This is a genomic window from Rathayibacter sp. VKM Ac-2804 (assembly GCF_009866655.1).
GTDB lineage: Bacteria > Actinomycetota > Actinomycetes > Actinomycetales > Microbacteriaceae > Rathayibacter.
Genome location: NZ_CP047420.1, coordinates 1,263,605 through 1,276,157, shown reverse-complemented (window position 1 = coordinate 1,276,157; position 12,553 = coordinate 1,263,605). Strand labels below are relative to the sequence as shown.

Below are 12,553 nucleotides of genomic sequence, written 5' to 3'. Positions count from 1 at the left end.
GCCCGGCCGGTCAGGCGAGCTCGGGCAGCGCGGCTCTCGCCTCGGCCGAGCTCGCCCCGGTGGCCGTCAGCAGGTCGACGACCAGCGGCCGGAGGATGACCAGCAGCGTCTTCTCCGCCAGCCGCGCGTCCGGGAGGAGCACCTGCGGATCGAGGGTCGTCGCGAGCAGCACGAGGTCCTGACGCGCGAGGGCGAGCACCGCGGGCTCGGTGACGGCCCGGCCGAGCAGGGCGACGCCTGTCCCGAAGCGCAGCACGACGTCCGCGAGTGCCGCGCGCGGGACGGCGTCGCCCACCAGGAAGTCCGTCCGCCGAGCGACGATGCGGAGGTTGCGGGTCGCGAGGTCGAGCGCGGCCAGCATCGTGCGCTGCCGCTCCAGCTCGGCGCGGTGCCGCCGGACGAACGGCGAGATCCGCGCGACACCGATCGCCGAGTCGAGGGCGGCCGTCCAGCCGTCGATCACGGGCTGCGTGCCGCGGACGCGCTCGAGTGCCGTCGCGGACGCGGACTGGTCGCCCCGGCGGAGCGCGTCGGCGAGCGCGTCGACCGTCTCGGCGAGCGCCGCCACCAGCCGTCGCGCCTCGGCGCGCGCTGCCCGCAGCGGGTTGCGCGGCACGATTGCGGTGCAGAGCAGCGCCGCGAGACCGCCGACGAGACCGTCGAGGCTCCGCGTGAACACTCCCCCGTCGGGCGCGGGCAGGATCATCACCAGCATCGCCTGCGTGCCGGCCGCCACCGCGAAGCCGGGCGAGGGCGAAAGCGCCCGCCCTACGGTGAAGACGATAGCGAGCACCACGGCGAGCTGCCAGACGCCGGTGCCCCAGAGCAGGAGCAGCACCTCGCTCGCGGTGATGCCGATCAGCATCCCGATCGCGGTCTCCGCGACCTGCTTCGGCCGGGTGTCGCGCGCGATGCCCAGGCTGGAGATGGTCGCCGTCAGCGACAGCACCGGAGCCGGGTGGCCGAAGACGAAGCGCGAGACGGAGTAGGCGAGGATCGCCGCGAGGACGATCTGCAGCACCGCGGGCAGCGACGCCGCGGCGCGCGCGACGCCCCGGCCGGGCCGGAGGTCGTCGACACGGACGAGGGCGCGGATCCGCGCGGCCGCCCGATCCCGCCGAGCGGGTCCTGCGGCCACCACGGCGTGGCCTACCTGGTCGCTGCCCCGAGCCGGGGCAGGCGGGGCACTCCCGCCTCCGCACCGGCACCGGGCGGGACGACGACCTCCTGCGCGGCCGAGACGCGGATCTCGCCGGCGAGCACGGTGAGCTCGAGGTCGACCGGAACCGAGCGCTTCACCACGGCGAGGGCGATGGGGCCCTCCTCGTAGTGCCAGGCGCTCGCGGTGACGGTGCCCACTTCGACGGGCTCGCCGCCCTTGAGTGCCGTGACGACGTCGCCGTGCCCGGGCAGGGCGGAGTCGGAGCCGTCGAGCTGCAGCAGCACGAGGCGGCGGGGCGGGTGGCCGAGATTGTGCACCTTGGCGACCGTCTCCTGCCCGCGGTAGCAGCCCTTGGCCAGGTGCACGGAGGAGCGGAGCAGGTCGAGCTCGTGCGGGATCGACCGGTCGTCGACCTCGGTCGCGTGCCGCGGGCGCCAGGCGGCGATGCGGAGCGCCTCGAGGGCGTCGGAGCCGGCCAGGGTGACGCCGGCGACGCGGGCCCGGTCCGCGAGCCGCTCGAGCGCCTCGCGCGGGACGAGGGTCTCGCGGGCGGTCCACCCGGTCGCGGGGTGGACCGGGGCGAGGGCGTACTGCCAGCCGCCGGGCTGCACCTGCGCCCACGGGTCGAGCCAGCTGATGCCGGACTCCCCCGCGAGCTCGAGGGCCAGCGCGGTGGCGGGGCCGTCGCCGAGCGTCGCGAGCGTCGCGAACTCGGCCGTGCGGTCGGCGATCTCGACGCGGAGCATGAAGCGCATGCGGTCGAGCCAGGCCGCGAGCCTCGGTGTCTCGTCGCGGTCGAGGAGCAGCCACGCGGTCTCGCCGTCGTCGACGACGCGGATCAGGTGCTCGATCCGGCCGGACGGGTCCAGCAGCAGGGTCTCGGCCGAGTCGCCGGGGGCGAGGCGCGTGAGCGCCTGGCTGGTCAGCGAGTCGAGCCAGGTGAGGCGGTCGGGGCCGGTGACGGTGACGACGCCGCGGCCCGAGAGGTCGACGACCGCGGTGCCCGCGGCGAGCGCCCGCTGCTCGCGGAACGGCTCGCCGTAGTGCGCGGCGACGCCGGGCTCGGCCGCGCTGGTGCCGACGACGGCGCCGGGCGCGGAGAGGAGCGGCGAGATCGGCACCGGCTCGGAGGACACGGCCTCATTCGACACGGGCGAGCCTTCCGGAGGAGTGGGTGCGGAGCCCCTGGCCGAGCGCGGCGATGTCCCATGCCCAGAGCAGGTGGTCGTCGACGAGGCCGTAGAGGCGGGTGGCGGCCGCGTAGTCCTTCGCGGCCGCGGTGCGCATGACCGCGTCGGTCGCGAGGTCGATCCGCGGGCCCTTGACCTGGCCGAGGTAGAGCTCGCTGACGCCGTCGGGGTGCACGAGCGCGACCTCGATGTCGAAGCCGCCCGCGCCGTTGCGCAGCGTCTCGACCGACTCGGCGTCGGGGAAGGCGGGAGCGCCGCGACCCGGCAGCATCGCGGGGCCCGCGTCGGCGTCGGTGAGCGGCCTGCTGAGCCGCCAGTAGCCCATCTCGCTCACGAGCGGCCGGTGGCCGACCTCGCTGTCGTCCTCGAGCAGCCAGGTGTACGAGCTGTAGTTGAGGTACGGCAGGCCGTCGTAGCTGAAGCTCACGCGGTGGCCGAACTCGGCCTGCACGGAGTCGTCGCCGACGGCGTAGTCGATGACGCCCGATCCCTCCCAGACGCCGAGCAACCAGGAGAGCGGGACGAGTTCGGGCGGGAGGCCCGAGGGGAGGGAGATCAAACCTGCTCCGGCGGCGGCTAGCGCTGGCCGCGGTAGAGCTTGTAGACGACCACGCCGGAGACCCACGCGATCGCGAGGGAGGCGAGCCCGAGCAGTCCGAGATAGAAGAGTTCGAGGGCGAGAAGCATGGCTCCATCCTATCCGGCGGCACCGACGCGGAGGAGGGCTGTCAGAGCGAGGTGAGGGCGGCGATGCCGCTCGCCATGGCGACGACGATCATCGCGCCGACCACGCTCGTCATCGTGCGCACCAGGTAGCCGTCCGCCTTCGCGACGGCGAGCTGCGCGGCGAAGGTCGCGAGGACGCAGCCGCCGAAGGTCAGCGCCAGCCAGAGCTGCTGCGACCCGGACGGGGCGAGCACGAGGGTGACGACGGAGCCGGCCAGCGCGAGCGCCCAGACCACTCCCACTCCCGCGCGATCCCTGCCCATCCCCCAATTGTGCCCCAGGGAATCGGGCTTCCCGACCCGCCGCTAGTATTGCCGGAGACCATTACTGGAGGATCCGTGGCGCAGTTGTTGATACTGACCTCAGCCGGTGGCTCCGAGGTCCTCCCCGCGCTGGGCCTGCTCAGCCACAAGACCCGGCAGATCCCCGCGGAGCCGGCGCACCTCGTGAACGCTCCCAGCTGCGATCTGATCTTCGTCGACGCCCGGCAGGACCTGGCGAGTGCGAAGTCGCTCTGCAAGATCCTGACCACCACCGGCATCAACGTCCCGCTGATCCTGATCCTCACCGAGGGCGGGCTCACCGCGGTCTCGGCCGACTGGGGCGTGAACGACGTCATCCTCGACTCCGCCGGCCCCGCCGAGGTCGACGCGCGCATCCGCCTCGTCATCGGCCGCCTCGCGCAGGAGCAGTCGACCTCGCGGATCCAGGCCTCCGGCGTCGTCATCGACGAGGCGAGCTACTCGGCGAAGGTGCACGGGCGACCGCTCGACCTCACCTTCAAGGAGTTCGAGCTGCTGCGCTTCTTCGCGACCCACCCGTCGCGCGTCTTCACCCGCGAGCAGCTGCTCAGCGAGGTCTGGGGCTACGACTACTTCGGCGGCACCCGCACGGTCGACGTGCACGTGCGCCGCCTGCGCGCCAAGCTCGGCGATCTCGAATCGCTCATCGGCACGGTGCGCAACGTCGGCTACCGCTTCAACGTGTACGAAGAGGACAATGAACGAGTCGCTCAATCTCTCGGTTGAGAACCTGGCCGATCCCGCCGTCGCCGCGGGGCTCGAGCACCTGATCGGCCGGGCCTCCTGGTTCGACGGCCGGCCGCCGTTCAGCGATCAGACGCTGATCGACGCGCGCGCGGGCTCGCGGACGCTGCTCGTCGGCCTCCGCGCCGACGTCGTGGTCGCAGCCGCCGTGCTCGGCCAGGGCGAGCTCGAGTTCGTCGTCGATCCGGAGTGGCGCGGGGTCGGCTTCGGCCGCGCCGTCCTCGACCAGGTGCTGGCGAGCGGGCGCACCGGGCTGCTGGCCTGGGCGCACGGCGACCACCCGGCGGCCAGAGCCCTCGCCGCCTCGCACGACTTCGCGCCGGTGCGGACGCTCCTGCACCTCGCGCTGGACCCGCTCGTCGCCCCGCCGGTGCGCGTCCCCGAGGGCTTCACGCTCTCGGACGCGCGCGACCTCGATCCGGCCGAGTGGGTCGCCCTCAACGCCCGCGTCTTCGCCGCGCATCCCGAGCAGGGGCGGATCACCGAGGACGACCTGGCCGCGCGCCGGGCCGAGCCTTGGTACGAGGACGAGGACTTCCTTCTCCTCCGTGACGCCCAGGGCGCGCTGGTCGGCTACGACTGGCTGAAGATCGAGCCGGAGTCGACCACGGGCGAGATCTACGTGCTCGGCGTGGCCCCCGAGACGGCGGGTCGCGGACTCGGCCGGACGCTCCTCGGGGCGGGACTCGCCCGGATGGTCGCGCGCGGCTGCACCGTCGCGGACCTCTACGTGGAGGCGGAGAACCGCTCCGCGGTGGCGCTCTACCGCTCCCTCGGCTTCACCGATGCCGCCGTCGACGTGCAGTACCTGCACCGCCGCCCCGCGGTGCGCTGACCGGTCCACCGACTCCGCGGCTCCTCCCCGGGCCGGGTTCACCCGGCATTCACCACGGGCGGCGCGAGCGCGTCCGGCGCGGTGCCAGGATGGTCGCATGGACGGCGACAACCTGATTCTCGAAGACGGCCTGAGCGATGACCTCGACGACGACTTCGACGACGAGGAGGAGGGTCACTCCGACCCCCTGCTGCCGGACGACCGCTACCTCGACCGCGAGCTGAGCTGGCTGGCGTTCAACCAGCGCGTGCTCGAGCTGGCCGAGGACCCGCTGGTGCCCGCGCTCGAGCGCGCCAACTTCCTCGCGATCTTCTCGTCCAACCTCGACGAGTTCTTCATGGTCCGCGTGGCCGGGCTGAAGCGCCGCATCCTCACCGGCCTGGCGCTGCCGACCAACATCGGGCGGGTGCCGGTCGACGTGCTGACCGACATCTCCGAGAAGGCGCACCTGCTGCAGCAGCGGCACTCGCGCGCCTTCAAGGAGCTCGTCGAGCCGGCCCTGCGGGACGCCGGCATCGACATCGTGCGCTGGAGCGAGCTCAGCGACGCCGAGCGCGCGGTGCTCGACGACTACTTCTCCGCGCAGGTGTTCCCCGTGCTGATGCCGCTGGCCGTCGACCCGGCGCACCCGTTCCCCTACATCTCCGGGCTCTCGCTCAACCTCTCGGTCCGGGTGCGCAATCCGAAGACCCAGAAGACCGAGTTCGCCCGCCTCAAGGTGCCGCAGATGCTGCCGCGCTTCGTGCGGATCGCGGGTGTCGCCGCCCCGGGCGAGCCGATGCGCTTCATCTCGCTCGAGGACCTCATCGCGAACCAGCTCGACGACCTCTTCCCGGGCATGGAGATCCTCGACCACCACGTCTTCCGGGTCACCCGCAACGAGGACGTCGAGGTCGACGAGGACGAGACCGAGAACCTGATCAAGGCGCTCGAGAAGGAGCTGCTGCGTCGTCGCTTCGGCCCGCCCATCCGCCTCGAGGTGACCGACGACATGGACGACGAGACCCTCGGGCTCCTCGTCCGCGAGCTCGACATCACCACGCAGGAGGTCTACAAGCTCCCCGCGCCGCTCGACCTCGGCGGTCTGTTCAGCCTGCAGAAGATCGACCGGCCGGACCTCAAGTACCCGAATCACGTCCCGACGACGGCCGTCCAGCTCTCGCCGAGCGAGCCGAACCAGCGCCAGGACATCTTCAAGGCCGTCTCGCGCGGCGACGTGCTGCTGCACCACCCCTACGAGTCCTTCGCGACGAGCGTCCAGGCGTTCCTCGAGCAGGCGGCGGCCGACCCGGACGTGCTCGCGATCAAGCAGACGCTCTACCGCACCTCGGGCGACTCCCCCATCGTCGAGGCGCTGATCGACGCGGCGGAGTCGGGCAAGCAGGTGCTCGCGCTCGTCGAGATCAAGGCGCGCTTCGACGAGAAGGCCAACATCTCCTGGGCTCGCAAGCTCGAGAAGGCCGGCGTGCACGTGGTCTACGGCCTCGTCGGGCTGAAGACGCACTGCAAGCTCGCGCTGGTCATCCGGCAGGAGAAGGGCGGGGTGCTCCGGCACTACTCCCACATCGGCACCGGCAACTACAACCCGAAGACCTCGCGCATCTACGAGGACCTCGGCCTGCTGACCGCCGACCCCGAGGTCGGCAAGGACCTGACCCGCCTCTTCAACGAGCTCTCGGGCTACGCGATCGAGAAGAAGTTCAAGCGCCTGCTGGTCGCACCGCGCCACCTGCGCAAGGGACTGCTCAAGCGCATCGCCGCCGAGACCGAGAACGCCCGCGCCGGCCGCCCCTCCGGTATCCGGATCAAGATGAACTCGATCGTGGACGAGTCCGTGATCGACGCGCTGTACCGGGCGAGCCAGGCCGGCGTGCCCGTCGACGTGTGGGTCCGCGGCATCTGCGGGTTGAAGCCCGGGCAGGAGGGGCTCTCCGAGACCATCCGCGTCCGCTCGATCCTGGGGCGCTACCTCGAGCACTCCCGCATCTTCAGCTTCGTCAACGGCGGCGAGCCCGAGGTGTTCATCGGCAGCGCCGACATGATGCACCGCAACCTCGACCGCCGCGTCGAGGCCCTCGTCCGGATCGTCGAGCCGGCGCACCTCAGCGAGATCGCGGACATGTTCGACCGGGCGATGGACGAGAAGACGGCCTCCTGGTGGCTCGGCCCGGACGGGATCTGGACCCGCCACCACCTCGACGAGGACGGCGCTCCCCTCTCCGATCTGCAGAACCGGCTGATGGCGCACATCACGCATCGCAAGCGCACGGCGACGCGGACCGGCTCCCGAGCCTCCACCCGCTGACGCCGTGACGGGAACCGTCTTCGCGGCCGGCGCCGTGTGCTGGCGGATCATCGAGGGGCGTCCGCACGTCCTCGTGATCCACCGGCCGCACCGCAAGGACGTCAGCCTGCCCAAGGGCAAGGTCGACCCCGGCGAGTCGCTGCCCGAGACCGCGGTCCGCGAGATCCGGGAGGAGACCGGTTTCGCGGTCGCGCTCGGAGTGCCGCTCGGCACCGTGGAGTACACGCTGCCGAACGGGCGCCCGAAGACCGTGCACTACTGGGCGGCCCGGGTGACCGAGAAGGCGGTGCTCGCCTCCGACTTCGTGCCGAACCGCGAGGTCGAGGCGCTCGAGTGGGTCACGATCAAGCGCGCCCGCAGCTACCTCACGTACCCGCACGACATCGAGATCGTGGACGAGTTCGCGCGGATCGTCGCGCGCGGCACGCACGACACCTTCGCCGTCGTGGTGCTGCGGCACGCGAAGGCGGTCCCTGCCTCCTCCTGGGACGGCCGTGACTCGACGCGGCGGCTCAACCGCCGGGGCGTCGAGGAGGCGGCCGCGGCGGGCCGCGCCGTCGCCGCCTGGCGGCCCCGCCGGCTCGTCACGAGCACGGCGAAGCGCTGCCGGGCCACGATCGCTCCGCTCGCCACGCTGCTCAAGCGGCCCGTCCGCCTCTCGGAGGACCTCAGCCAGGAGGCGGGCGAGCACGGGTCGGCCGACATCCGCTCCCTGGTCGGCAAGCGGGTGCGGGCGCGCAAGAGCGCCGTGCTCTGCAGCCACCGGCCGGTGATCCCCGAGATCCTGCGCGAGCTCGCGCTGGCCACCGCGACCCCGATCGGCCCGTACCTCGACGAGGCCTCCGATCTGCCGACCGGCGGCTTCGCCGTCGTGCACCTCTCCGTCGAGCACCCGGGCTCCGGCATCGTCGCCATCGAGACCCACGCGCCGCTGGAGTGAGCCCGTGCGCGGCGCAGACGTGCCGCGCGAATACTGCTCCTCCGCGCTCCGCTCCGCCTGGCGGCGACCCGTCGTTCACCGCGCGTTCACCGAGCGGACGGGGGCAGGACACGACCCCTCCGTACTCTCGCTGGCGGGCCGCACCAAGCCCGTCCATCCCCCCCTGCTTTCCTACCCGAAAGGGATACTTGTGCGTTTCTCGCGTCTCGGCCAGGCGGCCGTCATCGCCGCCGTCGCAGCCATCACGCTGACCTCCTGTGCTGCCAACGAAGGAGGCGCCTCCGCAGGCGAGTCCTCCTCCGGCTCCGCCAGCACCCTCGAGGGCACCCTCAACGGCATCGGCGCCTCCTCGCAGGGCTCCGCCCAGGAGGCCTGGGTCTCCGCCTTCCAGCAGGCGAACACCGGCGTCACCGTCAACTACTCCCCCGACGGCTCCGGCGCGGGCCGTGAGGCGTTCATCGCCGGCGGCGCCGACTTCGCCGGCTCCGACCGCGCGCTCAAGCTCGAGGAGCTCGACGGCTCCTTCGGCAAGTGCGTCGAGGGCACCTCCGCCATCGACGTCCCGGCCTACATCTCGCCGATCGCGATCGTCTTCAACGTGGAGGGCGTCGACGAGCTGAACCTCGACGCCGCCACCATCGCGGGCATCTTCAAGGGCACCATCACCACCTGGAACGCCCCCGAGATCGCCGCGCTGAACCCCGACGCGACGCTCCCGTCCTCGAACATCACCGCCGTGCACCGCTCGGACGACTCGGGAACCACCGAGAACTTCGCCGCGTACCTCAACGCGACCGCGCCCGACGTCTGGGACGCCGAGCCCGACGGAGTCTGGCCCTACCAGGGCGGCGAGGCCGCCCAGGGCACCTCGGGCGTCATCGACACCGTCACCAACGGCCAGAACACCATCGGCTACGCCGACGCCTCGCGCGCCGGTGACCTCGGCACCGCCAAGGTCAAGGTCGGCGACGACTTCGTCGAGTACTCCCCCGAGGCCGCTGCCGCGATCGTCGACGCCTCGCCCGAGGCGACCGACCGTCCCGAGAACGACATCGTCTACGAGATCGACTACGCCTCCGAGGAGTCCGGCGTCTACCCGGTCGTCCTGGTGAGCTACCTCATCGCCTGCCAGGAGTACCAGGACGCCGCGACGGGCGAGCTCGTCAAGGCGTACCTCGGCTACGTGACGAGCGAAGAGGGCCAGGAGGAGGCCGCCACCTCCGCCGGCGCCGCGCCGCTCTCGTCCGAGCTGTCGGCCCAGGTCGCGACGGCCGTCGAGTCGATCAAGTAATCTCCCCCTCGTGACGCGGCCCCGGACCTCCACCGGTCCGGGGCCGCATCGCGGCTCGGCCCCCTCCCCCACACCGAACGCAGGGACACCCACATGACCACCGCAGAGCGGCCCGTCGGCGCCATCAAGGCGAAGCAGCGGCCCGCAGACCGGATCTTCTCCGGAACGGCAGTCGCCTCCGGCGCGCTGATCCTCGTCATCCTCGCCGCCGTCGCCCTCTTCCTGGTCGTCCAGTCGGTCCCGGCCCTCACCGCCGCCCCGGACACGATCTCCGGTGGCGCGGGCTTCTGGGCCTGGGTCGGTCCCCTGGTCTTCGGCACCGTCTACGCCGCTGCACTCGCCATGGTGATCGCCGTGCCGATCGCGATCGGCATCGCGCTCTTCATCTCGCACTACGCCCCGCGCAAGCTCGCGCAGGGCCTGGGCTACGTGATCGACCTGCTGGCCGCCGTGCCGTCGGTCGTCTTCGGCCTCTGGGGCATCACCGTCCTGGCCCCCTTCGTCCAGCCGTTCTACGCGTTCCTCACGGACGCGTTCGGCTGGTTCCCGCTCTTCAACGGCCCCGTCTCCGGCACGGGCCGCACGATCCTCACCGTGGCCCTCGTGCTCGCGGTGATGATCCTGCCGATCGTCACCGCCATCTCGCGCGAGGTCTTCCTGCAGACGCCGACGCTGCACGAGGAGGCCGCGCTCGCCCTCGGCGCGACCCGCTGGGAGATGGTCCGCACCGCGGTCCTGCCCTTCGGCCGCCCCGGCATCATCTCCGCGTCCATGCTCGGCCTGGGCCGCGCCCTCGGCGAGACGATGGCGGTCGCGATCGTGCTCTCGCCCTCGTTCGTCGTGAACTTCGCCCTGCTGCAGTCGACGAACTCGAACACGGTCGCCTCGAACATCGCGCTGAGCTTCCCCGAGGCCTACGGCCTGAAGGTCAACGAGCTGGTCGCCTCCGGCCTGATGCTCTTCGTCATCACGCTGCTCGTCAACATGCTCGCCCGCTACATCATCAACCGCCGCAAGGCCTTCTCGGGAGCGAACTGATGGTCACGATGACTCCGCCCCGCCAGCGCCGCGTCGAGGACGCGGTCCCTGCGCCGGTCAACACGCTCACCAGCGGCCAGCTGCCCAAGTGGGCGCCCGTCGCCCTCCTGCTCGGCAGCATCGCCCTGATGGCGCTCGTCTACGCCCTCCTCGCCGTCACGGGCACCACGCAGGGCTTCGACGTCGTCGGCACCGTCTTCTTCGGCGCCGTGCTCTACACGATCGCCGTCTTCGTCCTCGCCCGCCTCGTCGAGGGCCCCCGCCGCGCCACGGACCGGGTCGTCACCACCCTGGTCACCGCGGCGTTCGTCGTCGCGCTGATCCCGCTGATCTCGCTGATGTACACGGCGGTCACCGCCGGAGCCGCGCGCTTCGACGTCCTCTTCTTCACCTCCTCGATGCGCAACGTCGTCGGCGAGGGCGGCGGCGCGCTGCACGCGATCATGGGCACGCTGATCATCACGGCCCTGGCCGCGGTCATCTCGATCCCGATCGGGCTGATGACGGCCATCTACCTGGTCGAGTACGGCCGGGGCGCGCTCGCCCGCGGCATCACCTTCTTCGTCGACGTGATGACCGGCATCCCCTCGATCGTCGCCGGCCTCTTCGCCTACGCGCTGCTCGTGCTCCTGTTCGGCGACGGCATCCGGATGGGCTTCGGCGGCGCGATCGCGCTCTCGGTGCTGATGATCCCGGTCGTCGTGCGCTCCACCGAGGAGATGCTGCGCCTGGTGCCGAACGAGCTCCGCGAGGCGTCCTTCGCGCTCGGCGTGCCCAAGTGGCTCACCGTCGTGAAGATCGTCCTGCCGACCTCGATCGCCGGCATCGTGACGGGCGTCATGCTCTCGATCGCCCGCGTCATCGGCGAGACCGCTCCGCTGCTCATCGTCGCCGGCTTCACCCAGTCGATGAACTACAACCCGTTCGACGACCGGATGATGACCCTCCCGGTCTTCGTGTTCCGCCAGTACGCCGATCAGGGAGCGGACGCCGCCGCCTACATCGATCGGGCCTGGACCGGCGCGCTGGTCCTCATCCTGATCGTCATGCTCCTCAACCTGCTCGCTCGCCTGGTCGCGCGCATCTTCGCCCCCAAGCTCGGCCGCTAACCCTAAGGATCTCCGTTGTCCAAGCGCATCGAAGTCAACGACCTCAACGTCTACTACAGCAAGTTCCTCGCGGTCGAGGGAGTCGGTCTGACCATCGAGCCCCGCACCGTCACGGCGTTCATCGGGCCCTCCGGCTGCGGCAAGTCGACCTTCCTCCGCACGCTCAACCGCATGCACGAGGTCATCCCCGGCGCCTACGTCGACGGCGAGGTGCTGATCGACGGCAACAACCTGTACGGCCCGGGCGTCGACCCGGTGCTCGTGCGCCGCCAGGTGGGCATGGTCTTCCAGCGCCCCAACCCGTTCCCGACGATGTCGATCCGCGACAACGTCCTGGCCGGTGTGAAGCTGAACAACCGCCGCATCTCGAAGTCCGACGCGGACGACCTCGTCGAGAAGTCGCTCCAGGGCGCGAACCTCTGGAACGAGGTCAAGGACCGGCTCGAGAAGCCCGGCTCCGGCCTCTCCGGCGGCCAGCAGCAGCGGCTGTGCATCGCCCGCGCCATCGCCGTCTCCCCCGACGTGCTGCTGATGGACGAGCCGTGCTCGGCCCTCGACCCGATCTCGACGCTCGCGATCGAGGACCTGATCGAGGAGCTCAAGAACGAGTACACGATCGTGATCGTGACCCACAACATGCAGCAGGCCTCGCGCGTCTCGGACCGCACCGCGTTCTTCAACATCGCGGGCACCGGCAAGCCCGGCAAGCTCATCGAGTACGACGACACCGCCACGATCTTCTCGCGGCCGTCCGTCCAGGCGACCGAGGACTACGTCTCCGGCCGCTTCGGCTGAGTCGCCGACCGCTCGCACGAGAGCCGCACTCCCCCGGGGGTGCGGCTCTTCTGCTGTCCGGGGGCCCGTGAGAGCCGTCTGCAGCCGGCGGCCCCCGGCGGGGAGCGCAGAAGAGC

Annotated in this window: 12 protein-coding genes; 8 read left to right on the top strand and 4 right to left on the bottom strand. The window is 71.4% G+C overall.

Going from position 1 to position 12,553, the window contains the following annotated elements:
- Positions 1-10: 10 nt before the first annotated feature.
- From GTU73_RS05980 to GTU73_RS05965, 4 genes are all read right to left on the bottom strand, one after another.
- On the bottom strand, positions 11-1,141 hold the full coding sequence (locus GTU73_RS05980) for an FUSC family protein (RefSeq protein WP_160087780.1): 1,131 nt from the start codon (positions 1,139-1,141) through the stop codon (positions 11-13).
- An 8-nt stretch (positions 1,142-1,149) separates the two neighbouring features.
- Positions 1,150-2,298, bottom strand: coding sequence for a folate-binding protein (locus tag GTU73_RS05975; RefSeq protein ID WP_244231788.1), 1,149 nt, complete (start codon positions 2,296-2,298; stop codon positions 1,150-1,152).
- 4 nt (positions 2,299-2,302) lie between these two features.
- Positions 2,303-2,911: an FABP family protein gene (locus tag GTU73_RS05970; RefSeq protein ID WP_160087778.1), complete on the bottom strand. Its 609-nt coding sequence runs from the start codon at positions 2,909-2,911 to the stop codon at positions 2,303-2,305.
- Between the two features lie 169 nt (positions 2,912-3,080).
- Positions 3,081-3,341 carry a hypothetical protein gene (locus GTU73_RS05965; protein ID WP_160087776.1) on the bottom strand — a complete coding sequence of 87 codons (261 nt, stop codon included), beginning with the start codon at positions 3,339-3,341 and terminating at the stop codon, positions 3,081-3,083.
- 75 nt (positions 3,342-3,416) lie between these two features.
- Between GTU73_RS05965 and GTU73_RS05960 the strand changes: the two genes are divergently transcribed.
- From GTU73_RS05960 to pstB, 8 genes are all read left to right on the top strand, one after another.
- Entirely contained in the window at positions 3,417-4,106 is a 690-nt protein-coding gene (locus GTU73_RS05960) for a response regulator transcription factor (protein ID WP_123445147.1), read from the top strand.
- Positions 4,078-4,959: a mycothiol synthase gene (gene mshD, locus GTU73_RS05955; protein WP_160087774.1), complete on the top strand. Its 882-nt coding sequence runs from the start codon at positions 4,078-4,080 to the stop codon at positions 4,957-4,959. Before GTU73_RS05960 ends, mshD begins: the two co-directional genes overlap by 29 nt.
- Positions 4,960-5,056: 97 nt before the next feature.
- Positions 5,057-7,264 carry an RNA degradosome polyphosphate kinase gene (locus GTU73_RS05950; RefSeq protein WP_160087772.1) on the top strand — a complete coding sequence of 736 codons (2,208 nt, stop codon included), beginning with the start codon at positions 5,057-5,059 and terminating at the stop codon, positions 7,262-7,264.
- 4 nt (positions 7,265-7,268) lie between these two features.
- The gene (locus GTU73_RS05945) at positions 7,269-8,204 is read left to right on the top strand and encodes an NUDIX domain-containing protein (protein WP_160087770.1); all 936 of its coding nucleotides are present in this window, start codon (positions 7,269-7,271) and stop codon (positions 8,202-8,204) included.
- A 190-nt stretch (positions 8,205-8,394) separates the two neighbouring features.
- Positions 8,395-9,495, top strand: a complete 1,101-nt coding sequence (locus GTU73_RS05940; RefSeq protein ID WP_160087768.1) for a phosphate ABC transporter substrate-binding protein PstS — start codon at positions 8,395-8,397, stop codon at positions 9,493-9,495.
- A 93-nt stretch (positions 9,496-9,588) separates the two neighbouring features.
- Positions 9,589-10,533, top strand: coding sequence for a phosphate ABC transporter permease subunit PstC (pstC, locus tag GTU73_RS05935; protein ID WP_160087766.1), 945 nt, complete (start codon positions 9,589-9,591; stop codon positions 10,531-10,533).
- An 8-nt stretch (positions 10,534-10,541) separates the two neighbouring features.
- Complete coding sequence (gene pstA, locus GTU73_RS05930; RefSeq protein WP_160087764.1) at positions 10,542-11,642, top strand: phosphate ABC transporter permease PstA; 1,101 nt, start codon at positions 10,542-10,544, stop codon at positions 11,640-11,642.
- Positions 11,643-11,657: 15 nt separating this feature from the next.
- Positions 11,658-12,437, top strand: coding sequence for a phosphate ABC transporter ATP-binding protein PstB (gene pstB, locus GTU73_RS05925; protein WP_132435969.1), 780 nt, complete (start codon positions 11,658-11,660; stop codon positions 12,435-12,437).
- Positions 12,438-12,553: the final 116 nt, after the last annotated feature.

Bases quoted from the DNA above. Each gene is read 5' to 3' on its own strand.
- GTU73_RS05950 (WP_160087772.1), top strand. From the start codon at position 5,057: ATGGACGGCGACAACCTGATTCTCGAAGACGGCCTGAGCGATGACCTC.
- pstA (WP_160087764.1), top strand. From the start codon at position 10,542: ATGACTCCGCCCCGCCAGCGCCGCGTCGAGGACGCGGTCCCTGCGCCG.
- GTU73_RS05965 (WP_160087776.1), bottom strand. From the start codon at position 3,341: ATGGGCAGGGATCGCGCGGGAGTGGGAGTGGTCTGGGCGCTCGCGCTG.
- pstC (WP_160087766.1), top strand. From the start codon at position 9,589: ATGACCACCGCAGAGCGGCCCGTCGGCGCCATCAAGGCGAAGCAGCGG.
- mshD (WP_160087774.1), top strand. From the start codon at position 4,078: ATGAACGAGTCGCTCAATCTCTCGGTTGAGAACCTGGCCGATCCCGCC.